The sequence below is a fragment of the Gilliamella sp. LMG 34361 genome (assembly GCF_984569075.1).
The window spans coordinates 254965-278297 of sequence record NZ_OZ474903.1; the positions used below are offsets into that span (position 1 = coordinate 254965).

General features: G+C 32.6%; 21 protein-coding genes and 1 pseudogene. 7 read left to right on the forward strand and 15 right to left on the reverse strand.

What is annotated here, in order from left to right:
* Positions 1-16 precede the first annotated feature (16 nt).
* Both AC5LXI_RS01325 and tsaE read right to left on the reverse strand, forming a co-directional pair.
* Positions 17-709, reverse strand: a pseudogene (locus AC5LXI_RS01325) (N-acetylmuramoyl-L-alanine amidase); the annotation flags it as partial.
* A gap of 72 nt (positions 710-781) precedes the next feature.
* Entirely contained in the window at positions 782-1255 is a 474-nt protein-coding gene (gene tsaE / locus AC5LXI_RS01330) for a tRNA (adenosine(37)-N6)-threonylcarbamoyltransferase complex ATPase subunit type 1 TsaE (RefSeq protein ID WP_493443190.1), read from the reverse strand.
* A 143-nt stretch (positions 1256-1398) separates the two neighbouring features.
* Between tsaE and tusB the strand changes: the two genes are divergently transcribed.
* The 3 genes from tusB to AC5LXI_RS01345 all read left to right on the forward strand — a co-directional run bounded on the left by tusB (position 1399) and on the right by AC5LXI_RS01345 (position 3474).
* Positions 1399-1680, forward strand: a complete 282-nt coding sequence (tusB, locus tag AC5LXI_RS01335) for a sulfurtransferase complex subunit TusB (RefSeq protein WP_493443191.1) — start codon at positions 1399-1401, stop codon at positions 1678-1680.
* Positions 1681-1796: 116 nt separating this feature from the next.
* On the forward strand, positions 1797-2360 hold the full coding sequence (gene tsaC, locus AC5LXI_RS01340) for an L-threonylcarbamoyladenylate synthase type 1 TsaC (protein ID WP_493443192.1): 564 nt from the start codon (positions 1797-1799) through the stop codon (positions 2358-2360).
* A gap of 4 nt (positions 2361-2364) precedes the next feature.
* Positions 2365-3474 carry an anhydro-N-acetylmuramic acid kinase gene (locus tag AC5LXI_RS01345; RefSeq protein WP_493443193.1) on the forward strand — a complete coding sequence of 370 codons (1110 nt, stop codon included), beginning with the start codon at positions 2365-2367 and terminating at the stop codon, positions 3472-3474.
* A gap of 6 nt (positions 3475-3480) precedes the next feature.
* On the opposite strand, the gene kdgR is transcribed toward AC5LXI_RS01345, so the two are convergent.
* From kdgR to AC5LXI_RS01365, 4 genes are all read right to left on the reverse strand, one after another.
* On the reverse strand, positions 3481-4275 hold the full coding sequence (gene kdgR, locus AC5LXI_RS01350) for a DNA-binding transcriptional regulator KdgR (protein WP_493443194.1): 795 nt from the start codon (positions 4273-4275) through the stop codon (positions 3481-3483).
* 111 nt (positions 4276-4386) lie between these two features.
* Positions 4387-4707 carry a cupin domain-containing protein gene (locus tag AC5LXI_RS01355; protein ID WP_493443195.1) on the reverse strand — a complete coding sequence of 107 codons (321 nt, stop codon included), beginning with the start codon at positions 4705-4707 and terminating at the stop codon, positions 4387-4389.
* Between the two features lie 90 nt (positions 4708-4797).
* Positions 4798-5592 carry a gluconate 5-dehydrogenase gene (locus AC5LXI_RS01360; protein WP_110432229.1) on the reverse strand — a complete coding sequence of 265 codons (795 nt, stop codon included), beginning with the start codon at positions 5590-5592 and terminating at the stop codon, positions 4798-4800.
* Positions 5593-5641: 49 nt separating this feature from the next.
* Positions 5642-6814 (reverse strand): oligogalacturonate lyase family protein, encoded by a 1173-nt coding sequence (locus tag AC5LXI_RS01365; RefSeq protein ID WP_493443196.1) that lies wholly within the window; start codon positions 6812-6814, stop codon positions 5642-5644.
* 247 nt (positions 6815-7061) lie between these two features.
* On the opposite strand from AC5LXI_RS01365, the gene AC5LXI_RS01370 reads away from it, so the two are divergent.
* The gene (locus AC5LXI_RS01370; RefSeq protein WP_493443197.1) at positions 7062-7697 is read left to right on the forward strand and encodes an RpiB/LacA/LacB family sugar-phosphate isomerase; all 636 of its coding nucleotides are present in this window, start codon (positions 7062-7064) and stop codon (positions 7695-7697) included.
* A 279-nt stretch (positions 7698-7976) separates the two neighbouring features.
* Here AC5LXI_RS01370 and AC5LXI_RS01375 read toward each other — a convergent pair whose 3' ends face one another.
* Genes AC5LXI_RS01375 through AC5LXI_RS01390 form a run of 4 tightly spaced genes read right to left on the reverse strand, consistent with a single transcriptional unit; the run spans position 7977 to position 14611 of the window.
* On the reverse strand, positions 7977-10220 hold the full coding sequence (locus AC5LXI_RS01375) for a right-handed parallel beta-helix repeat-containing protein (RefSeq protein ID WP_493443198.1): 2244 nt from the start codon (positions 10218-10220) through the stop codon (positions 7977-7979).
* A 35-nt stretch (positions 10221-10255) separates the two neighbouring features.
* Positions 10256-11422 carry a pectate lyase family protein gene (locus AC5LXI_RS01380; RefSeq protein WP_493443199.1) on the reverse strand — a complete coding sequence of 389 codons (1167 nt, stop codon included), beginning with the start codon at positions 11420-11422 and terminating at the stop codon, positions 10256-10258.
* 21 nt (positions 11423-11443) lie between these two features.
* Positions 11444-13015 carry an SGNH/GDSL hydrolase family protein gene (locus AC5LXI_RS01385; RefSeq protein ID WP_493443200.1) on the reverse strand — a complete coding sequence of 524 codons (1572 nt, stop codon included), beginning with the start codon at positions 13013-13015 and terminating at the stop codon, positions 11444-11446.
* A 33-nt stretch (positions 13016-13048) separates the two neighbouring features.
* The gene (locus AC5LXI_RS01390; RefSeq protein ID WP_493443201.1) at positions 13049-14611 is read right to left on the reverse strand and encodes an oligogalacturonate-specific porin KdgM family protein; all 1563 of its coding nucleotides are present in this window, start codon (positions 14609-14611) and stop codon (positions 13049-13051) included.
* A gap of 301 nt (positions 14612-14912) precedes the next feature.
* Between AC5LXI_RS01390 and AC5LXI_RS01395 the strand changes: the two genes are divergently transcribed.
* On the forward strand, positions 14913-16418 hold the full coding sequence (locus AC5LXI_RS01395; RefSeq protein WP_493443202.1) for an MFS transporter: 1506 nt from the start codon (positions 14913-14915) through the stop codon (positions 16416-16418).
* Positions 16419-16481: 63 nt separating this feature from the next.
* Here AC5LXI_RS01395 and AC5LXI_RS01400 read toward each other — a convergent pair whose 3' ends face one another.
* From AC5LXI_RS01400 to AC5LXI_RS01415, 4 genes are all read right to left on the reverse strand, one after another.
* Positions 16482-17261 carry a Cof-type HAD-IIB family hydrolase gene (locus AC5LXI_RS01400; protein WP_493443203.1) on the reverse strand — a complete coding sequence of 260 codons (780 nt, stop codon included), beginning with the start codon at positions 17259-17261 and terminating at the stop codon, positions 16482-16484.
* Between the two features lies 1 nt (position 17262).
* Complete coding sequence (gene hda, locus AC5LXI_RS01405) at positions 17263-17946, reverse strand: DnaA inactivator Hda (RefSeq protein ID WP_493444226.1); 684 nt, start codon at positions 17944-17946, stop codon at positions 17263-17265.
* Between the two features lie 202 nt (positions 17947-18148).
* The gene (locus AC5LXI_RS01410; protein ID WP_493443204.1) at positions 18149-18364 is read right to left on the reverse strand and encodes a hypothetical protein; all 216 of its coding nucleotides are present in this window, start codon (positions 18362-18364) and stop codon (positions 18149-18151) included.
* 225 nt (positions 18365-18589) lie between these two features.
* Positions 18590-18712, reverse strand: coding sequence for a hypothetical protein (locus AC5LXI_RS01415; RefSeq protein WP_493443205.1), 123 nt, complete (start codon positions 18710-18712; stop codon positions 18590-18592).
* Between the two features lie 813 nt (positions 18713-19525).
* Here AC5LXI_RS01415 and mnmG point away from each other — a divergent pair.
* Both mnmG and rsmG read left to right on the forward strand, forming a co-directional pair.
* A complete protein-coding gene (gene mnmG / locus AC5LXI_RS01420; RefSeq protein WP_493443206.1) occupies positions 19526-21418 on the forward strand; it encodes a tRNA uridine-5-carboxymethylaminomethyl(34) synthesis enzyme MnmG in 1893 nt (630 codons plus the stop codon).
* Positions 21396-21995: a 16S rRNA (guanine(527)-N(7))-methyltransferase RsmG gene (rsmG, locus tag AC5LXI_RS01425; protein WP_493443207.1), complete on the forward strand. Its 600-nt coding sequence runs from the start codon at positions 21396-21398 to the stop codon at positions 21993-21995. Before mnmG ends, rsmG begins: the two co-directional genes overlap by 23 nt.
* 29 nt (positions 21996-22024) lie before the next feature.
* Here rsmG and AC5LXI_RS01430 read toward each other — a convergent pair whose 3' ends face one another.
* A complete protein-coding gene (locus tag AC5LXI_RS01430) occupies positions 22025-23257 on the reverse strand; it encodes an N-acetylmuramoyl-L-alanine amidase (protein WP_493443208.1) in 1233 nt (410 codons plus the stop codon).
* Between the last annotated feature and the right edge of the window lie 76 nt (positions 23258-23333).

Consider the following 23333-nt stretch of genomic DNA (forward strand, 5'->3'; position numbering starts at 1 on the left):
GATGCTCCCCAAATTTAGGATTCTGTCTGACATAATTTTTTATACCTTGATAAATCAATTTAGCAATTTTATCTTGATGGGCATTACTTGCTAACAAACTTTCTTCAGTTTCATTAGTAATAAATCCAACTTCGATTAATATCGAAGGAATATCAGGTGAGCGCAATACACCCAAACTTGCATGTTCAGGTCTATTCTTATGCAATTTAATAACTCCTTTCATCTCTTTTAATACCTGAGTTGCTAATTCATAACCAACTCGCTGAGAATAAGAAAATTGTAAATCTAAAACCGCCTGACTCAAATTCTGATCATGATCATCACTTAATGCATCACCCGCACCACCTAATAATTGCGATTGCTTTTCATCTTGTTCCAACCAGCGACCCAATTCTGTATCGGCTCGCTTAGTTGATAATACCCAAACTGATGCGCCAGACGCACTACGATTAGGTGCGGCATCAGCATGGATAGAAATTAGTAAGTTTGCTTTATTTTTACGAGCAATATCTGAGCGCTGATGAACAGAAATAAAATTGTCCGTACTACGAGTTAATACTCCCTTAAAATTAGGATCTTTATTTAATAAATTAGTTAACTTTTTCGCTATTGAAATAGTGACATTCTTTTCATATAACTTAGTTTTACCAACTGCACCCGAATCCTTACCGCCATGGCCGGCATCAACGGCAATGACAACTTTCGATGCATAAACTGAGTTACATAGCATTAATAATATAAAAAAAGTAAGTATTTTCTTCATAGTTTTTCTGCTAATTTTTTATTGTAATTGGTTAATAATAGCTTGCCCTTTTTCACTATTTACTTGCACACAAACAGTACGTTCAAGCGCTAAATAAGCCAAATGAATTTCAATATCGGCAGTGGGCAAAATACCTTTAGCCTGCATAGGCCACTCAATCAAACAAATTGATTTCGAAGAAAAATATTCACGAATTCCCATAAATTCTAACTCTTCTGGATCACCAAGGCGATATAAATCAAAATGATAAACGAAAAATGTATCAAATTGATAAGGTTCAACTAAAGTATAAGTTGGACTTTTAACATTGCCAACATGGCCTAATTGTTGCAAAAAACCACGACTAAACGTGGTTTTACCCGCACCAAGATCACCTATCAAATAAATGACTATTGCATTATCATGATTTGACAAATAATTTAAACACTGTGTTGCCAATTGTTTACCAAACAAAATTGTCTCTTGTTCATTGGCTAAAATAATTGGTTTCATAATGAATTCTTTGCTCAATAAATAGTCCTTATTATATACTAATAACCATTAAAGATGTACCAACTAAGATTAACTTGAATTTTTGTCAAAAAAAGTTGAGGAACGGTGTTTTTGAGGGTTAATTTAAGGGTAAAAAGGGAAAAATGTTACATACCATCGCAACAGCTAATCAATCAACAATCGATCCAAAGCTTATTTCAGCACAAGACGCAGTGCTATTTTGGCAAAATGGCGTAATTATAGCCTGCCAAAATAACCCTATATTAAATGCGATTTTGCAAAATTCGCAAAATTGTTATGTGCTTGATAATGATATTAACGCTCGTGGTTTAGGCGAACTAATCGATTCACGAGTCAAGATTATTAATATGCGACAGGTTGTTGATTTAACCGTTAACTATTTTCCTCAAATGAATTGGGAGTAATTTGGCGGATTATCTCAAACCAATACCTATTACCATTTTCATCATCGTCAATTTGCAAATAGGCCGACCTCAGTTTAATATAATTTTTAACAATAGTTGGTGAACAGACAAATTTGATGGCAAACTTATTAACTCAATTAGAAATCAATCAATTATTAAAAAAAGGTGAAGTCGTTGCTTATCCAACTGAAGCCGTTTTTGGTATAGGTTGTGATCCTGACAATGAATCAGCTGTGTATAAACTATTAAATCTAAAACAACGTTCAGTTGATAAAGGCTTAATTTTAATTGCCAGTCATTATCAACAATTAATCCCTTATATTGATCGATCGGTAGTTACGAAAGAACAAATACAAATGGCTTTTAACAGTTGGCCAGGACCCAACACATGGGTTTTTCCCAAAAATGTTAACACTCCATATTTTTTGAGCGGAAAACATCATTCGATTGCCGTTCGAGTTACCGATCATCCCTTAGTATGTCAACTTTGTGACTTATTTGGTAAACCATTAGTTTCGACCAGTGCAAACCTTTCTGGTCATCCATCTTGTAAAACAGCAATTGAAGTAGCTAACCAATTTGGTAAGAGTTTTCCAATTTTAGATGGTAAAACTGGAAAGCGCTTACAACCATCAATCATTCGCGATGTCCAAACTGGTACAATCATTCGGCAAGGATAATATTATGCAAAATTTATATATAGGCGTAATGTCAGGTACCAGTATGGATGGTGTTGATATTGCATTAGTTGATATCACTGATGGAATCATTACTTCAATTGCTAGTGATTGTTATCCAATGCCAACCGAAATTAAAACCCAATTATTAATGCTTTGTAATAGTAAACAAACTACATTACAAGATTTGGGTGAGCTTGATCATCAACTTGGTATGCTTTATGCAAAAAGCATCAATCAGTTTATAAAGCAAAATCATATTGATAAAAAACAAATTAACGCTATTGGTTGCCATGGGCAAACCATTTATCATTCACCCAATGGTGATAATCCTTTTACTATGCAAATTGGCGATGCCAATATTATTGCAGCTCAAACAGGCATTACAACCATTGCCGACTTTCGTCGTAAAGATATGGCTTATGGAGGTCAAGGTGCACCATTAGTACCCGCTTTTCATAAAGCAATATTCTTAAATCCAGCAATTAACTGTGTTGTTTTAAATATTGGCGGAATCAGTAATATTTCAGTTTTAATTCCTGATCAACCGGTAATTGGTTATGACACAGGGCCTGGTAATGTTTTACTTGATAGTTGGATAAATAAAAATCTAGCAAAAAATTACGATAAAGATGGTTTATGGGCCAAATCAGGAAAAGTAAATCAAACCTTATTAAGTACGTTATTATGTAATGAAGATTATTTCCAGCTACCAGCGCCCAAAAGCACCGGTAGGGAACTATTTAATTTAACTTGGTTAACTCAAAAATTAACTGACTTTGCTTTAAGTGCCGAAGATATTCAAGCAACATTGGTTGAATTTACTGCTACCACAATTGCCCATGAGATTAATAAATTATCAATAAAAATGCATTTACCATGTCAATTGTTAGTCTGTGGAGGTGGCGCAAAAAACCCACTCATTATGGAACGCTTATCAGTATTATTACCCAAATGGCAAGTTTTAACGACTGATGTTAAAGGGGTGAACAGTGATGATATGGAAGCGATTGCTTTTGCTTGGCTTGCTTATTGTAGAATGAATAATATTCCATCCAATATCCCAGAAGTAACCGGCGCAAACCAAGCAGTAAGCTTAGGGGTTATTTACCAATAATAACCTTTAATCTGATGATTTTGATTGCTTATTATAACCAATTAATTCAGATATTTTATCGGCAGCTTGACTAATTTCTCCGACAAGTTTAGCTTCATCTTCGGCTGTGCTACATCTAAAAATAGAAGTTGATAAGCTTAAGGCTGCAATAATGTTACCTAAACGATTATAAATTGGTACCGCAAAACAACGCAAACCAAGTTCTGATTCTTCATCATCTTTGCCATAACCTAAACGTTTAACTTCATCAAGTTCAGCAAAAAAAGCTTCTTTACTGGTAATGGTTTTAGGTGTGTATCGAACAAAATTAATGCCGTTTACTAAGCTTTTTTGACTTTCATCATCTAACCAAGCCAATAAAACCTTACCTAATCCACTTGCATGTACCGTCGCTTGATTACCGATTTTAGAGGTTAAGCAAAGACTATACTGTTCCGATGCCACTTTATTAATATAGATAATTTGGTCACCTTCACGAACGGCTAAATGGATCGTTTCTTTCGTTTTATCTCTTAGCTTTCTCATTTCTAAATCAGCAATAGCTAAGAAATTTTGGTGATAAAGCACACGGTTGCCTAAATCAAGCAATTTTAAATTAAGAGAATATTTATCTGAATCTTCTTCTTGATTGACATAACCTAATGATTTCATGGTTTGTAAAAAACGATAGGCAGTGCTTTTGGGCATCATTACTTTTTGGGATAATTCTGATATAGCAATGTCTTTAGATTCAGATAAAGCTTCTAAAATTCCGAAAACCTTTAAAACCGAAGCGACAGATTCTGGTGAGCTATCATTCATGATTAGCGCATCTCCTTACTAAAAAATAGTCATTATTCTATTATTAAATGATCACTTAGAACAAATAAAAACTATCGAAAGTATATCATAATTAATAATGAACTAGCTATTTTATAAAAAATCTAATCGTTGCGGAGTAAACATATCAAGCAAAACGCCAGCTTGTTTACAAACACAACCATGTTCAATATTAGGTTTTTTATATAATGTATCACCAGCGCGAACAATTTTAGTCTCGTCACCAATAGTAAATTCAAATTCACCAGATAAAACATAAGTAAGTTGTTCATGTGGATGATGATGCTTTGTACCAATAGCACCAGTTTCAAAATGAACTTCAACCGCCATCATATTACCATCATGAGCTAAAACTTTACGTTTAACTCCATTCCCTAAATCAATTAATTCAATATCTGAATTAAAACAGAACATGACATCACTCCTAAATTTATAAAATAAGATAATAAAAAAATCCCTTTATTTTATTATCTCTTAAATCATTTAATTTTTAATCTTAGTTTATTAAGGTTGTTTACCAATATAAGCTAAGATACCACCATCAACATAAAGAATATGGCCATTAACAAAATTTGAAGCTTCCGATGCTAAAAATACTGCTGCGCCCGCTAAATCATCAGGTGTACCCCAACGTCCTGCCGGTGTTTTAGCAATAATGAACTGATCAAATGGATGACGAGAACCATCTGCTTGTTTTTCACGTAATGGGGCAGTTTGCGGTGTTGCAATATAACCTGGGCCAATACCGTTACATTGAATATTGGCATGACCAAATTCTGAACAGATATTTTTGGTTAACATTTTTAAGCCGCCTTTAGCTGATGCGTATCCAACAACAGTTTCACGACCAAGCTCACTCATCATTGAACAAATGTTAATAATTTTACCGCTACCTTTTTTGATCATTGAAGGAAGCACCGCTTTTGCCATAATAAATTGACCTGTAAGGTCGATATCAATAATTTTTCGATAATCTGCAGCACTGGTCTCCAACATTGATTTACGTTGAATAATACCCGCATTGTTAACTAAAATATCAATTACACCATGTTCTTTTTCAATTTGGGCAATGGATTTTTCAACAGTAGCTTCATCTGTAATATCAAATAAATAGCCATGAGCATCAATGCCAGCGGCTTTATAAGCTTCAAGTCCTTTTTGTAAATTTTCAGGCACGACATCATTAAATACGATTTTCGCTCCTGCACCAGCTAACGATTTTGCTATTTCAAAGCCGATGCCATAAGAAGCGCCGGTTACCAGCGCTATTTTATTGTTGAGTGAAAATTTATTTAAAATCGACATAATTATATTCTCCGTTCTAGTTATGATAGACAAAACGGGTCTATCACATTTCTTCTAATATGTTAGCTGGCACTCTAGTTAAATAAAGTGCGGGTTCATCTTGTGCATCACATGAGTATAAAACGTATTTATTATCAGGCGAAAACGATGGATGAGGATGAGTAACTTGACGATCACCATCTAAAACTCGCCAAGTACTATTATGCTTAACCAGCTTATGCGCTGTTTTGGTCTTAGGTGCTAAAATATAAAGCCATGGATCATTCTCTATTTTATAACCACTAGTATCAATAACGTCAACTGGGCTTCCTGTCCCATCACCAATATAGAGCGTACCATCAAAATTACTCATTAAGTGAGAGCACGCTGGCATTTCCATGATCTCTTTATCTTCATTAGTTACTGGATTATAAAGGCGAATATAACGTTCTTGTTGACCTTTCATATAAGATACATAAGCTAATCCTGAACCATCTGGTACCCAAAATTCATGAGTACAACTTTCACCAGGTAAGTTATCATGCGCTTTACGCTCATTTTTACCATCACGATCGACTAACCAAATTCTGGCATCAACTAAATCATGAGGTCCTTCATGACAAAAAGCGATAGTATTATCATCAAAAGGTCTAAAGATTGGGTGACCTAACCATACATTTTGATCAATAACCGTTTTAGCTACGCCGGTTTCAATATCAATTTTGATTAAACGACAGTGCGGGTTTTTATCATAAAATGCTTTAAATATTGTCCAATCAGTAAGTGGCGTCCAATCTTTTTTATCAATCTCAATACCAACAATTTCGTTACAATCACTATTAGCAACCCATGTTCCATAACCAACCCATTCATCTGGAACAGTATAAACATTTTTTTCTTCTAACGTTTCAAGATTAACTTGTTGTAAGTTGCGTTCATTTTTAACGTAGTACAAAAATTTATCATCTGGTGATAAAAAGCCACCAAAAGTATTATCACCGGGTCCTTCAGTAAGTTGTTTTGCTGTTTGGTTTTCAATATCGAGTAAATAATAGTTGCGATTAGTATCAAATTCACCAGCAAAAAGTAGCTTTTGACCATCATTAGTAAAACATTTTTGATAAAAATAATTACGATGACATAAAATACCTTCTGGCGTTAACCGAATAATTTCATTTTTTGAATCTTCATCAGTAAATGATGAATAAGATAGCTTTACGATATTTCCCTTAGCCATATAAAACTCCCTGCATATAAATATTATTAAATGTTTAAAAGATGTTAATTTATTAAATATAGTAATATAAAAACCAAGACAATTTTGTGACTTTCATCACATTGCAACAAATTTATTAAAACATCGTTTTATTTTAGTTAAAAAAATTGATATATTTTTTTGCGGGCTTATAATGAATAATGTATGTAACAGATACTAATAACCATCATGTGTTTGGTTATTATTTCACACAAAATAGAGGGAAATCATGAAAATAGCACTAATGAACGAATTTAGCCAAGCAGCTAAAAATCCAATTATTTTAAATGAATTAAAAAACGCAACTGAGAAATATGGACATACTATTTTTAACGTCGGCATGGATGGCGACAATGATAAAAAATTAACTTATGTTCATTTAGGTATTATTAGCGCTATTTTATTAAACAGCAAAGCAGTTGATTTTGTTATCACCGGTTGTGGAACAGGCCAAGGCGCTTTAATGGCGTTAAACGCATTCCCGGGCGTTAACTGTGGTTATTGTATCGAACCTACTGATGCTTATTTATTTGCACAAGTAAATAATGGTAATGCGTTATCACTTGCTTTTGCTAAAGGCTTTGGTTGGGGCGCTGAACTTAATGCGCGTTATATTTTTGAAAAAGCATTTGATGGCGAAAAAGGATTAGGCTATCCACCTGAGCGTCGTGAATCGCAAAATGCTAATGCGGTAATATTAAATGATATGAAAAACGCAGCAGGAAAGAGTTTAATCGAAGCATTGAAATCAATTGATCAATCATTACTTAAAGATGCGATCCGAGGTGAACGTTTCCAAAAATGTTTATTTGAAAACAGCCAAGACCCAGAAATCACAGCTTATATCAAAAGTCTGTTAGCTTAATTTAGTATCTACACCTTCAACAAAACTTGTGTTATTTCAGCTTAATTGATGAAATAACACATTTCATTACTTCTAATAATTGCTATTCAATAAATAAAAGTTATCTTTAAATATAATTTTTTAACTGCAATATATTTCTCAACAACATATTATTAAACAAACATAATAATGTATTGGCAATCAAAATTGAGTAATAAGAGTTGAAAACATAAATTGCAAAGATGAGTTGTAAAGATGAAAAGCGCTAAATCTAATAAGATTTAGCGCGTTATTATTTAATTATTTAACTTTATTTTTTTCAATTAATGTTTGTAATTCTTTTGGTAACACAATATTACCGTTTTTATCTCGAGTGATTTTAAAGTCAACATTGCCCTGCCATAATTTATTACTGGTCACTGATTTAAAATCTATACTTTTAATTTGTGGCCCAAATGAATCATCTATTGCTGAATCCCAACTATCTCGAATAGAATAATTATGTTCAAAAGTAACCTCTGGTTTTAAAAACTCATAAGGGTTAGCTCGTAAAATATAATTATATCGCGCACTATTAATTGATATATTATTGCTCATGATATAAGAACCCGTATTAAAGTTATCAGTAAATCCATCCATATTATTGTTTAATGAAATTGAGTTGATAATTTTATGATTTACCGGTTGCCCTTCAGCACCTAATTTAAAGCCATTACCAATACTTCCCTTAGCAATATTAGGTTTTGAGAAAGGAAAACCATTTGAATATGTTACGGAACTATCAATTAATACCGGGTCATTCGGGCCATCTTCAATCTTGTTATAAAGATCAAAACCGTCATCGGTATTATTATGGGCAATACATCCTCTAAAGACATTTCCTTTACCCACCCCTAACTTAGCAGCAAAACCATCGGCATTTTTTCCTGATTTATCCATATTATTATATGAATCAGAATTAATAATTAAGTTATAAGATGGCCAGTAAATACGATTTTGATTTTTCTTTTTTGCTGATATTGCCAGTCCAGTATCACTATTATTACGAGTAATCACTTGATCAATCATATTATGACTACCAGAAATTCTTAAATAAGCGGGCTTATTGTCTTTATTATCAATATTTCCATCAAAGATGACGTGTTTAATAGACCAATAATGGCTATTTAAATTAAACGTAGTGTTGATAAAAATTGCTTTATGCTTATTAATGGCTTGTATCGTTTTTAATTTACCCGGTAAACCACTTAATTGCTCAGGTAGGGTAACACCATTATAATAACCATCCATCAAATAAATAACCCCACCAGGCTCAACACTATTAACCGCGGTCTCAAAATCAACCGGTGATTGATTAGTACCTTTATTATCCTTTTTACCTTCTGGTGAAACGACAATTTTAGATAAATTTTTAATCGATGATTTATTTAGATTAATGGTAAAAGTTTGGGTACTAATATTTGCTTTATCTTTAAACTCAACAGTAAAGGTATTACTTCCGTCTTTTAACTGAGTTGGAAACTGTAATAATTTACCAACTTCGGCATTCAACGTTTTATTAATTTCCTTAACCAATACGGTACCAGAAGTATTTGGGAAAAATTGTAATGTATAGTCTTTACTATAGGCATTTTGCGGTGAGGACAAAATTAATGTTGGTTTAATATCCACTATTACTTCTGGTTTAGCGGGTAATTTATCATAATTAACTTTTTCATCCTTGAGCGTTAAGGTAGAATTTTTAAACTCAACTTTCGCGTTTCTCGAAGCAAAAAAGCCAACATAAATATTTTGATTATCTTGTTGATTTAAAAATCCAGAATAATCATTAGTTGCCCACTGTTTCTCTTCACCTGTGGCATTATTTTTCATCGATAAGATAAATTGATCTGCCGTTCTAGTCATTGTTAAATGCATACTTTTTACATCAACATAATTAACATTTTCAACATAAGCAACTTTCTCAATGGATATACCTTCATTCCCCCATGCTTTTTTAACCCCATCACGCACTAAGCCGGTTACTTTTACTAAATTATCATTTTTCTGATTTTGCGTAATTAACGCATTCATAATAACATTTGAAGCATTTGGAAATTCTTCATAACCAGCAGGTTGTGGTTCACTTCGAGCAATACCAATAGTATCACGAGCAAATAAACCAACCGCTTCTTGAGCAGCAGGGGTTTTACCATCAACTTCCGGCCCTATTTGTTCTAAGGTAACATCACTTTCTAAAGTAAATGTTTGATTAACGGGTAATTGGGTATAAAGCACCACCATTCCATCATGCGAGTTAGCAATTTTACCACCTCGACTTTCTAGGTAGAAATCTGATGGTAATGGATAAGGTTGATTTGAAACTAAAAAATCTTTTTGCCCGGCAATCCATGCATTATTGGTCCCCACTTTTTCTGGTTTGATAAGTGAGGCAAAATTTAAGTCTGTCGATTGGCCAAATGCTATCGCTTTCCACTCTTGTGCGGAAGCTGCGCTAACATAAAGCGTAGATAGACAAAGTATTGAAGTTAATATTTTTTTCATTATAGACCCTAACATTTTTGTTTATTTCAATAATTCTAAAGTTTTCCACTACCAACTAATCGGCTGTAACTTTTACTAAATTGTTTAATATCATCCACGCTATATTGATAAGGGACAGACCAATTCAAGTTATCATCTAAATTACATGATGATAATTTCAACTTAGATTGATTAAATAGAGAGTTTTTATCTAAAAAATTATTACCTTTAAATTGTTTAGTCACTTTGCAATTATCTTTTAGATCATCAATCAAAAATAGATTATTTTCGGAAAGCACGCTGCCTTTGTAGCCTAAGCCAATAGAGTATTGATATGGATATATTGTTTTAGATTTATTTACAGTCCCTTTAAAAAGGTTGTTATACATGTGGATTTTACCAAACCTTACCCTTGGCGCGCGTTGAGTGATATCAGTGAAGACATTATGATGAAGGGTAATATTTAATTTATTCTCATCCTGATCAGCATTTTTATCACTGTGACCAATTAACATTGTCTTATCATGGTTTTCAAATAGACAATAAGAGATAGTAATAAAATCACTACCGCGCTTAATATCTAACAAACCATCATGTTGCACATATTTCCAGCCATCTTTTTCATGATACATATTGTCGGTAAATGCACCATCAGTTAAAGTGACGTGATCAACCCAAACATAAGTTGAGGAGATAATGTTGATACCATCCCATTCAGCATTCCATCCATCACCCTCTTCAAATTTTGGTTCAACATCAATTGGGGCTTCAATTTTTAAATTACGAATAATGACATTATTTACTTTAGATAACATTATTGAACCATTGATAAAACCAGCATTATCGCCAACACCGATCAATGTAGTATTACTAGGAATTTTGATTAACGAGCGTGATTTTTGATCATCAAAGTTTTTGTAAGGTTTGTTTTCACTAATATCAATCACCCCTGAAACTTGAATAATACGAGGTTGATCTTTATTTATATTAATAGCTTCTAAAAGATCTTTCTTATTGTTAACTAAAAAGATCATCTCTTTTTTAGCTTTTGACCCACCTGTTGTTCCACTGTTGGTAGCTAAATTGAAACCAGCAAAACCATTTGCAGGCGCAACATCAAGTGCCTGTTTTATTTTTATTGGTGCTGGTGATAACGCATAGCTTGTAAAACTATATGAGTTAATGGCTAATGGAATTAACAGCGCTATTAGTCGTTTTTTCATTTTAATTGATACCTTAATTTTTTATTGACGAATTTTATTAAGATCAACAATATCTTGTTTTATATCAGGATGATTGCTGATTGCTATGGCTATAATTTCAGCTATCGCTAGCGCGCCTTTTTCTTGAAAATGCGTTGCGTCAGGATTACCTATCACACCTGAAGATTGCTTTTTATAATAGGGATATTTAGGATCATTAGGATCAACAACTAACCAGTAAGACTGCCAGTCATCTTTATGCTGATTAGCAAAATCAATACTCAAGGATTCCAAATCAATTAAAGCAACTTGGTTAACTTTAGCGGTATGTTTGATGGTATTGGAATAATCTCCCCAATAAGCAAAACCTGATTTATTTGTGGTGTAATGAAGATGGCTAACAGGATTTTTATTCTGATCTTGATAAGCTATTTTATTATTGTGATCTTTATAACGGGTGACAGGAGTCATTAAAATTGGTGTCATATCTAACTCTTTCGCAACAGCTAGGTAACTTTCTAATGAAGCTTGAAATGACATATTTTCTTGTTTTGATGGATATTGTTTTTGATTATTATCATCATTCGGATAGGTACATAAATTAGCCACATCCACTTTACCGCGTTTTGGATTGCTACCATCACATTTTTCATCATTATGCCCAAAAGCGATGATCATATAATCGCCTTTTTTCATAAAAGGCTTCATCAAATGAAACCAACCTTCCGTTTTGAAACTACGGCTTGAGCGGCCAGATTGCGCACCATTAATGACAACGATATCAGCCTTATCATTAATAAAGCGATCAAAAACTTGCCCCCATCCCATTCTTGGATAAACTTTTTTATCATAATTAGAGGCAGTCGAATCGCCTAAAATAAAAATACGTTGTTTAGCATTTATATTTTTTTCTTGTTGCTTAACCGCTTGGGAATAATTAAAAGGCGAATCTTGGCTAATTGGTATTAAACGCATATCAAACAATACGGTTCCACTCACTTTACCAGTAGATGAATCGTAACCTCGATTAAAGAGCATCACATTAAGTAGCTGGTTGATATCTTGATTAACTGTGGTAACTGGATCAAACGATTTAGCGATAATGCCTACTTGAGGTAATGCATTATCAAACAATAAATGAAATTTTCTATAAGCATTGCTTAATGCAGCATCGTTTATTAAAAAAGGAAATTGATTATTAACAAACTCTTCTGGACCTAAAAGATTTACTTGTTTAGCTAATTCACTAGCCAAAAAATCAGTTAATGGATTAATATTAACGGTATTTTGCTGATCGTTTTGTAAACTATGAACGTATGAAACCAAACAATTACCGTTACAAGTCTGGGCGCTATCCCCTGTTCGCACTAGTGAGTTTTCATTACTAAAAACAATTAGTGGTGGAGTCAGTTCAGAAACATCTTGTTGATAAAACCCTTCGCTATTGGTTATAGTTTTTAAAAATTTGTTATTAGCATCACGGATTATTACCGATGAAATAATAGGTTTATTTACATAAATATAACCTTGTATAACCGTACTTGCCATTACTAAACTGGTTGGCGAGACAACCAATAAAAGTCCGAAAATAGTTTTCTTTATTTTCTTTAACATGTTTCCACCACTTTTAACATCTTTCTTTATTGATTAAAATTGATAAGATAATCCTAGTGCTAACTTAGCTTCACGTGCGTCAGAGTGGAGACTTTTCGCCACATCCTCAGCAGCCAAGTTAACCTGCCAAGCTTTAGTTGCTTGCCAATTTATATCTAATTCTTGTTGATAATCATGCTTTTTATCATTATGTAATACATAATTTCCTTTTAAATATGAGAAGCGATAGCCAACATTCCAATCTGGAGATAAATTAATATCAGTACCTATATCAAAACGATTACGCGCTCGGTTATCAACATAACCTTGGACACTATCTTCACGTTTACTTCTTGAAACTTTGCGATATTCAAACCGATATTGACTATAAAACGATACATCATCACTTTGTAACCAAGTCAATTTTAAAGCTGGAGAATAACGAACACCTGGACGTTGTGAGTCACTCACATCACCCAACTGATAATGAGGTAAGTTTTCTTCACTTTTTGCTTTATAACCACCACCAGAATAGAATCTAACTTCCATATTTGGAGTCAGTACCCACTGATCAGCCAAATAAAAATTGTAACCACCATATAGTTGATAATGGCTTGAAACAACATCATCAAAAAATAATCTATTTTTCAATTGGTTATAGGTATTTACACTAATACCAACATAACCTTTTTTATCAAAATCAGTATATAAACCAAAGCTATCGCCATGATAATGCGAGCTTAAACCATAATGATGCGCATATTTAAAATAGGTTTTGTAAGCAAAATCAGAATTTTTACTATTTGATTGACCAAAAGCATAATTGAAACCGACTTTAAACTTAGCTTGTCTTGTATCTGTGGTTTTATTTTTTGACACATCAGAAATAGAAAAATAAGGACGGAATAATTTGGAGTAATTATAGGTAATTTTAAATTCTTGCTCATAATCCGTTTTTTTATTGTTATAAGCTTTATATTCATTTTTAGAAAAACCTTTCTTCAAGGCCTTATAAGAATTGTTGGTATAATCACCAATATAATAATTAAAGGTATAATTAAAGTTAAATGCCTTAATGCCAGAATATATTAATGCCCAATCTAAACGGTTCCTTCCTGTATTGCTACTTGCAACATATTTAACTTTTTGACCAGATACTTTCGCTGTTTTATAACGTTCAGCATGAGATATTTTTTTCCATTCATAGCGATAACGTAAACTTGTCGACCAATCATTATTAATTTTATAACTATATTTTAATCCAGGTTGATAAAGCGTTGAATCTTTACTAAATCCTAATTCTAATGATGGAATAATTGAACCCCAGCCGTCTTCAAGCGTAAACGTTTTTTGAACGACAACACCGCCCGAACCACCTTGCATATCATCATACAAAACATCACGTTTATTTCCACCACCTTCTGTAACACCAAATTTGAATTCATATTGCCAACTATCATCGGTCTTATGAATTAACTTAATAGTATCACCATGAATTCTATCCATTGATTTCCAGTTATGTTCATACTGAAATGTTGTTTGACCAGCAAAGGAATAAATAGGGAAGCTAGACAGAAGCATTAAAAGCGGTATTTTTTTTAATTTAAATTGACGCATTATTGTTTTCCTAAATTTTAAAAATTATTTTTTGAAATCATGTTTTATATTTTTTATTTTTTTATTATTTTTTTCTGTTAATAAGATCACAAATTCAGAAAACAATTCAAAAAAAACAATATATATTTGATATTTATCATTTTATTTAAAATAATATTAATATATTTAACTTATAAAGCAAAATAATTTGTTACCAACGTCACATTTCTTAAAAAAAATTAAAATAAACTTGTATAAATTTAGTATTATTTCGATAATAATTTTAAAACAGTATTTCATAATTATTAAAGGAAATAAATTTATGGCTGATAATCAGAAAAAAATAACCACACTAACTCGATTTTCGTATGGTAGTGGTAATTTGATAGGTAGTGGTGCTCTAGCAATTAGTGCGGCTTGGTTATTATACTTTTATACAACTTTTTGTGGACTTTCGGCTTTTCAAGCAACATTAATTTTTTCTATTGCAACTTATCTAGATGTTATCTTAAATCCGTTAATGGGATTTATTACTGATAACTTTAATCATACAAAACTAGGACGTCGTTTTGGTCGCCGTCGATTCTTCATCTTATTTGCTATCCCATGTATGATTATTTACCCATTACTTTGGGTAGATGGCATGAATTTCTGGTACTACTTAACTACCTATATTTTATTTGAATTCATCTATACCATGATTATGATCCCATATAATACTTTACCGGTAGAGATGACCAAAAACTTCGATCAACGAACTTATTTAGCGGGTTCAAAAGCGATGTTTGGTAAAGTAGCTAACTTCTTAGCTGCCGCTATCCCAGGTGTATTTTTCTACCTATTTGATGGTAAAGACTCACCACTACCATTCTTATTAACAGGTATTACTTATGCATCTATCATGGCGATTGCATTGATTCTACTTTACTTAAACAGTTGGGAAAAATCAGTTGATGAAATTGAAGATGAAACAACCTCTGGTCTTCTAGAAAGTATTGTTAAATTATTCTCTGATGTCTTTTCAACCTTCCGTTTAAAAACATTTAGAAATCATTTAGGAATGTACCTATTTGGCTTTGGTGCTGAATGGTTATTTGCGGCAACATTTACTTATTTCGTGGTATTTAATTTAGGACAACCAAAAACCTTTGTTTCACAAATGAATAGTTTAAGTAGTATCTGCCAATTAATTTCAACTGCTTTCTTTATGGCTTGGTGTGTAAAACGTGGATTCAAAAGACCATTTGTAATTGCAATATTAATCGTAATATCCTCGGTAATCGGCTATATCGGTGTCTACTACTTTAACATGCCACATGTTACCTGGATTGTTATTGGTATTACTATTTGGTTCGGATTAGGAACTGGTGGTGTTTATTATATTCCTTGGAGCGTATACACCTTCTTAGCAGATATCGATGAGGTACTAACAGGAAGACGTCGCGAAGGTATCTATGCTGGTGCCATGACCATGGCTGGTAAATTAATGCGTGCAACTATCGTCTTTGTCTTAGGTATTGTATTGAAATACTCTGGTTTTGTATCTGGTGTAGATGCTGTTCAACCAGAAAGTACGGTTACTGCAATTAACTTAGTATTAGTCTTTGGTGTATGTGGAATGGCATTATTAGGTATCTTCTTCACTTACCGAATGAAATTAGACAAATCGACTCATGCACTTATTATTCAAGAAATTGATAGATTAAAAAATGGTGGTAAAAAAGAAGACGCAACACCAGAAATAAGAAGTTTAGTTAAAGAGTTAACTGGATTTGACTATGACAATTGCTTTGGTAACAACAATGTTGGTTTTAAACAACACCACTAAATAAAAATAATATAATCAAACTTAAAATCATCTAATCTAAACAATTAGATGATTTTTTTATCTTTAAATTAATCCAAATTTCTTTAATGCTTTAGCTATACCATCATTATTATTGTTATCAGTGACATATTCAGCTTCATTTTTTAAGGCATCAACGGCATTATCCATAGCAATTGGATGATCAACAGTTAAGAACATTTCAAAATCATTCATACCATCACCAAATGCATAAGTAGGTACATCCTCAAAACCTTTAGTTTTTAATAATTCATTAATCCCTTTACCTTTAGATCCACCATGATTAAAAACATCAACACAGTAAGGTGTGTTACGAATAAATGTTAATTCAGGAAAGACTTCTCGATAAGGTGATTCTCCTTGCTCACAAAGCAATAACAACATTTGAATAGGTTCTTTTAAATAGATTTGATCATCAACAGGTGGAACATCTTGTTTTAAATGGTGATAAAATTTTTGTGCAGGTTGACCATTTTCAGATACTCGCATCATTTTATAATTATAAAAAGCCAAAGGAATATTATTTTCCCTTATTGAATATTCATACAATCGAGTAATAACATTTTTATCTATATTATTAGTAAAAACGACTTCCTTTTCATAAATAACAACTTGGCCATTCATACCAATAATTGAATCTATACCCGTATCTCTCATCAAACCAACAACTTCAGGTGGTGTCCTACCTGTTGCAATCATTGGTATAATATTATTTTGTTTCAGCTTTCTAATTGCATCATAAGAACTAGGTAACACATCTACATCTTTATTGAATAAAGTGCCATCTAAATCGAAAAAAACGATAGCTTCAGGTTTTTTTATCATTTCATAAATCCAAAATATGTTTAATAAAAGGAATGGTTAATTTACGTTGTTGAGCTAACGTTGCAACTTCAAACTTTTCCATCAAAGAAAACAAAGTACGCATATCACGATTAACACGTTTTAACAAAAATAAACCAACTTCTGTTGATAACTCAAATCCACTTAATTTTGCTCTAAGTTGTAAAGCTTTTAGCTTATCCTCATCGTTTAACTCTTTTAACTGATAAACTTGTCCCCACGTTAATCTAGATGCTAAATCAGGTAATATAAAAGGAATTTGTTTCGGAGGTGCACTAGCAGTTATCAATAATTTACTAACGCTCTTTTCAGTTAAACGATTAAATAGATCAAATATAGCTTCTTCCCAGTCACGATGACCTGCTATTGCATCAATATCATCTAAACAAACCAAATCGTAATTATCTAAACCTTGTAAAATCTCAGGTACTAATAAAAAATGTTGTTTTAAAGGAATATAACTGGCTAATTTATTTTGGCTTGAAGCATGTAATAGATGCGTACGACCAGCAGCACTTGCTGACCATATATAAAAGACATTAAAACCTTTCCTATCAAGTAAGGTTTGCAGAGAATCAAACAATAGCTGATTATCACCTACATAGAAACTATCAAACGTTTCGTTATTAGGTAATATAAAAGGTAAGGGCAACTGTGAAAGAGTAATAAAATAACCTCACAATAAAAATACAATCGTACTAAGTATAAATTTGCTTTCACAAAAATCAATCACTTTTATAGAGAACTAAACAAGCTAGCAAAAGCAACTATTAAAAATCGATATATAAAAACTAGTTAACCTACAAAAAACCGAATAGTAACATAGCTAAAATGCTATTTAGGTATAAACTTTAACTTATTATTATTCATTAATAATAAAATAAATTATTTTCATCTTTTCCAGGATAGAACATTTTAGAAGGTTTCATACAATTATGCTGCTTTTTTTGTTTTAATTTAGCGACTTTTTTATTAGTAAAACGTCTTAAATCCATTCTAGCTATTTTCGGCAGATTTAAAATTTTAAAAATTTTCTCGGCTATTTTTGCTTTTTTATTAAAATTAGGTATAGATTCAATAATCATACAAATACAACAAAAAATACTACTACCAAAAAATATAGGTTTCATTAAAAGAGATATATTTAGCTGTTAAATGAAGTAGTTGATAGACACTGCCCCAAGCTAACATATAAAGAATATTAAAAAAATCATAAAAAAAGGATAATAAATAATGTCGATTTAGCTTGATGGATTAAATAAGCTATTCGCACTTTACTGCAATTAGGACATATACTAATAATCCTTTCGTCAGGTATAAAGTTCATAATGATCTTCTTGCCACTGCGCTATAACAGCGACTTCTTCACCCGCTTGAAAAGAGCAATCATCTATCCAACCTCGATAAATAACACCATCAATTTGAACATTCACAAAATTAGCCTTAATTAAAAAAGGATTAATTTCTTTTGCTAAGACGTGTTTTTTTAAATCCTCAAAATTAGAATAATGATGTACAACATGAGTATGAGCACTAATTATACTATTATACTATGTTCAGTTGCACTTTGAGAAACAAATTCAAAATAATCATACTCTTCTTCTAAATCTATACACTCAATTATTCCCTTAGTGCTGACAAATTCAGTCTCCCAACTCGGTAGAACAGGATAAGTTGGTTTATGGCGCCAAGTTCGACCGACTATCTTATTTTGAATTTTGTAAAACTATTTAATACTCATAACAATATTTCTATCTATACAACTTTTACTATTATAAATTGTTTATAACTAAGATCCTCTAATTAACTCAAGTAAGCATGCTTAATTTATAAACAATAAAAGATAAAAATTTAGGCAAACAAACTTATTTTTTGTGGATAACTCTGTGATAAACAACGATCATAAGCTGTTATGATCGCATTAATAACTTTAATTGAAATAAATACTGTGGATAAATAAGATAGTTATAAACAAGTTTAATAAAAAAAAGATCCGATCAATTAACAGCATTAGACGATCGATAAGATCCTATAAAATAATCACAAAAAATGGTTATCAACAAAAAAGATCCGATCTAATAATAGTAAAAATAAAAAGATCATATAAAAGATCTTATTTTATTTAGATCGTGATCAAAATAGATCATTTGACGTAATAAAAAAGATGAGTACAATTCCTTACGCTAAATAGAACTAAATCGCTTGATCAAAATAATGATCATCTAAAATGAAAAACGAGGCTTTATATGTTTTACCCAGATCTTTTTGATGTCATCGTTGTTGGTGGCGGTCATGCTGGAACTGAAGCAGCAATGGCGTCAGCTAGAATCGGCAGAAAAACATTACTTTTAACTCATAATATCAATACGTTAGGACAAATGTCATGTAATCCTGCTATTGGTGGGATAGGTAAAGGACATTTAGTCAAAGAAATTGATGCTATGGGTGGATTGATGGCTCATGCTATTGATCTTTCAGGGATCCAATTTAGGATCTTAAACAGCAGTAAAGGTCCAGCTGTAAGAGCTACTCGTGCTCAAGCGGATCGATCTTTATATCGTAAAGTAATAAGAACAGCACTTGAAAACCAAGAAAACCTAATGTTATTTCAACAATCAGTTGAAGATCTGATCATTGAAAACGATCAGATCATCGGTGTTGTTACCCAAATGGGCGTCTCTTTTAAAGCAAAAGCTGTCGTACTTACAACAGGTACCTTTTTAGATGGTAAGATCCATATAGGTTTAGATAATTATAGTGGTGGTAGAACCGGCGATCCCGCTTCGATCGGTTTGTCCAAATCTTTACATCAATATCCATTTAGAATGGGACGATTAAAGACAGGAACACCACCACGTATTGATGCCAGAACAATAGACTTTTCGAAATTAGGCACTCAATATGGTGATGATCCAGTGCCTGTATTTTCATTTTTAGGCGATGCTAAGCAGCATCCTAGACAGATCCCTTGTTATATAACAAGTACTAATGAAACAACCCATGAGATCATTCGAAATAGCTTAGATCGTAGTCCTATGTACACAGGTGTGATTGAAGGTGTTGGCCCTCGATATTGTCCGTCTATTGAAGATAAAATAATGCGTTTTGCTGATCGTAATTCTCATCAGATCTATTTAGAACCAGAAGGATTAGATAGTAATGAGATTTATCCTAATGGGATCTCGACCAGTTTACCGTTTGATACGCAATTAGCCTTTGTCCGTAGTATGAAAGGACTCGAAAATGCGAATATAGTAAGACCTGGTTATGCTATTGAGTATGATTATTTTGATCCGCGTGATCTTAAACCAACTTTAGAAAGCAAAGTGATCAAAGGTTTATTTTTAGCGGGTCAAATAAATGGCACTACCGGCTATGAAGAGGCTGCTGCTCAAGGTATGTTAGCAGGTTTAAATGCGGCAAGATTTGTATATGATCAAGATCAATGGTTCCCTACTCGCGATCAAGCTTATTTAGGGGTGCTAGTTGATGATCTTTGTACTTTAGGCACAAATGAACCTTACCGTATGTTTACTTCGCGTGCTGAATATCGCTTAATGTTACGTGAAGATAATGCCGATATTCGTTTAACTGAAATAGGCCGACAATTAGGCATGGTTGATGATTATCGTTGGCAACGATTTAATGAAAAATTTGAAGCTATTGAACAAGAAAGAGCACGCCTTCGTGATATTTGGGTTCACCCTCATATTGAAACCATTGACGAAGTCAATGCTGTTTTAAGTGCTAATCTCACCAAAGAAGCCAATGGTGAAGAATTACTGAAACGCCCTGAAATGAGCTATAAAACACTACAATCATTATCGCTTTTTGCGCCTGGTTTAACTGATACTCAAGCCGCTGAACAAGTTGAGATACAAGTAAAATATGATGGTTATATAAAATTACAGATTGAAGAAATTGAAAGACAAAAACGAAACGAAGAAACCCTTATACCTGAGCACATTGATTATACAGAAATATCAGGGTTATCTAATGAAGTCGTTGCTAAATTAAAACAGCATAAACCTGTTTCAATTGGCCAAGCTTCACGTATTTCTGGCATTACGCCAGCGGCAATTTCAATGTTATTAGTTTATTTAAAAAAGAAAAACTATGTTAAAAAAGAAACTCATTAATCTTATTGATCAAACGGATCTTTCGATCACTTCACAGCAAATTGATCTGCTGATCGATTATGTTGAAATGCTTAATAAATGGAATAAAGCTTACAATTTAACCGCAGTGCGCGATCCTAGTGAAATGTTAATTAAACATATTATGGATAGTTTAGTTGTTTCACCTTATTTGGTTGGCAATACTTTTATTGATGTGGGAACTGGCCCTGGATTACCTGGGATCCCTTTAGCAATAATTAATCCAGATAAACAATTTGATCTGGTGGATAGTTTAGGTAAAAGAATTCGTTTTTTAAAACAAGTTCAATTTGAATTAAAATTAACTAATATTCAACCTATTCAAAGCCGTATAGAAGAATATAATGAGAAAAAATTTGATGGAGTCATCAGCCGGGCATTTGCTTCTTTGCAAGATATGCTAACTTGGTGTAAACATCTTCCTAACCAGCAAGGATCATTTTACGCATTAAAAGGTAGCGATCTTGATGCGATCCCTGAAGGGTTTACTCTTAAACAAAATATTAAACTGACTATTCCGGAATTAAATGCTGAACGACAATTAATGATCATTGAGTAAAGGTAAAATTGATCTAAAAAATTATTAGATCAATTTTTACGACGTTTTAAATAATCTTTAATACCATCAACTATTGCTTTAGATACTTGATTTTGGAAAGAAGCGGTCTTAAGTTTTTGCTCTTCATTGATATTACTAATAAAGGCTGTTTCAACTAAAACTGATGGGATATCTGGCGCTTTTAATACCGCAAAACCCGCTTTTTCAATCGATGGTTTGTGTAGTTTATTCACGTTTTTCATTCGATTTAAAATAGCTGAACCTAATAATACCCCATTAGATAACGTTGTTTTTTGTACTAAATCTAAAATCGTATTATCTAAATATTTATCACCACTTCTACTCACCCCACCTATTTGGTCGGCATCATTTTGGGTTTGTGCTAAATAACTGGCTGCTGAACTACTGGCACCACGGGTTGATAAAGCAAATACCGATGAGCCTTTAACAGAGCGATTAGCAAAAGCATCTGCATGAATCGAAATAAATAGATCTGCATGTAAAGATCGCGCTTTCGCTACGCGAACTTTTAAAGGTATAAATACATCTTCATTACGAGTCATATATACTTTGATATTGGGTTCTTTTTTTAGCAAATTGTAAGTGCGTCGAGCAATTTGCAACACAATATCTTTTTCTCTAGTCTTTTTATAACCAATAGCGCCAGGATCTTCACCACCATGACCCGGATCAAGCATAACAATAATGGGTGAATTTTTCTTCTTATTGGATGGTGATTTTATTTGAGATTGTTTTTTATTGAGATCGCCTTTTTGATACTCTTCTAAGAGTGCTAAAAGGGGATCATCATCAGTTATAGCTGGTTTAGATGGATAAAGATCAACGACTAATCGATGTTTGAATTCAGCAATTGGTGGTAGTGTAAATGTATTTGGATCAATACCTTGTTTTAATTCAATCATCAAACGAACAGTTTTCGGATCTAACTGCAACGCACGAATAGATTTAATAAAAGGATCTCGGCTTAGTACTTTTGTTGAAATCGTTTTTAGAGTTGGATTTAAATTAAGATTATTAATATCAATAACAATACGATCGGGATTGTACAAATTTGCGTGTTTATAGTTAAGTTTAGCGTTTGATTCTAACGTTATTCGTGTATAAGTTGATGATGGCCAAACACGTACAGCAATAACCTGAGCCATTGCCGCAGCAAAGCCAACTCGAGTGACAGACAATAAACAAGTCGCAATAATGCCTTTAATTAAAAAGCGCTTTGTTGGACTAAATGTTTTTGACATACCTAAATACTTATATTGTTAAAAATATTAATAAGGCGAGAATAATAACATAAAATAAACAGAATGATTATCATAA

What these genes read in the sequence shown, in the direction of transcription:
- tsaE (WP_493443190.1), bottom strand. Translation starts at nt 1,255, where the DNA reads ATGAAACCAATTATTTTAGCCAATGAACAAGAGACAATTTTGTTTGGT.
- tusB (WP_493443191.1), top strand. Translation starts at nt 1,399, where the DNA reads ATGTTACATACCATCGCAACAGCTAATCAATCAACAATCGATCCAAAG.
- tsaC (WP_493443192.1), top strand. Translation starts at nt 1,797, where the DNA reads ATGGCAAACTTATTAACTCAATTAGAAATCAATCAATTATTAAAAAAA.
- AC5LXI_RS01345 (WP_493443193.1), top strand. Translation starts at nt 2,365, where the DNA reads ATGCAAAATTTATATATAGGCGTAATGTCAGGTACCAGTATGGATGGT.
- kdgR (WP_493443194.1), bottom strand. Translation starts at nt 4,275, where the DNA reads ATGAATGATAGCTCACCAGAATCTGTCGCTTCGGTTTTAAAGGTTTTC.
- AC5LXI_RS01355 (WP_493443195.1), bottom strand. Translation starts at nt 4,707, where the DNA reads ATGTTCTGTTTTAATTCAGATATTGAATTAATTGATTTAGGGAATGGA.
- AC5LXI_RS01365 (WP_493443196.1), bottom strand. Translation starts at nt 6,814, where the DNA reads ATGGCTAAGGGAAATATCGTAAAGCTATCTTATTCATCATTTACTGAT.
- AC5LXI_RS01370 (WP_493443197.1), top strand. Translation starts at nt 7,062, where the DNA reads ATGAAAATAGCACTAATGAACGAATTTAGCCAAGCAGCTAAAAATCCA.
- AC5LXI_RS01375 (WP_493443198.1), bottom strand. Translation starts at nt 10,220, where the DNA reads ATGAAAAAAATATTAACTTCAATACTTTGTCTATCTACGCTTTATGTT.
- AC5LXI_RS01380 (WP_493443199.1), bottom strand. Translation starts at nt 11,422, where the DNA reads ATGAAAAAACGACTAATAGCGCTGTTAATTCCATTAGCCATTAACTCA.
- AC5LXI_RS01385 (WP_493443200.1), bottom strand. Translation starts at nt 13,015, where the DNA reads ATGTTAAAGAAAATAAAGAAAACTATTTTCGGACTTTTATTGGTTGTC.
- AC5LXI_RS01390 (WP_493443201.1), bottom strand. Translation starts at nt 14,611, where the DNA reads ATGCGTCAATTTAAATTAAAAAAAATACCGCTTTTAATGCTTCTGTCT.
- AC5LXI_RS01395 (WP_493443202.1), top strand. Translation starts at nt 14,913, where the DNA reads ATGGCTGATAATCAGAAAAAAATAACCACACTAACTCGATTTTCGTAT.
- AC5LXI_RS01400 (WP_493443203.1), bottom strand. Translation starts at nt 17,261, where the DNA reads ATGATAAAAAAACCTGAAGCTATCGTTTTTTTCGATTTAGATGGCACT.
- AC5LXI_RS01410 (WP_493443204.1), bottom strand. Translation starts at nt 18,364, where the DNA reads ATGATTATTGAATCTATACCTAATTTTAATAAAAAAGCAAAAATAGCC.
- mnmG (WP_493443206.1), top strand. Translation starts at nt 19,526, where the DNA reads ATGTTTTACCCAGATCTTTTTGATGTCATCGTTGTTGGTGGCGGTCAT.
- rsmG (WP_493443207.1), top strand. Translation starts at nt 21,396, where the DNA reads ATGTTAAAAAAGAAACTCATTAATCTTATTGATCAAACGGATCTTTCG.
- AC5LXI_RS01430 (WP_493443208.1), bottom strand. Translation starts at nt 23,257, where the DNA reads ATGTCAAAAACATTTAGTCCAACAAAGCGCTTTTTAATTAAAGGCATT.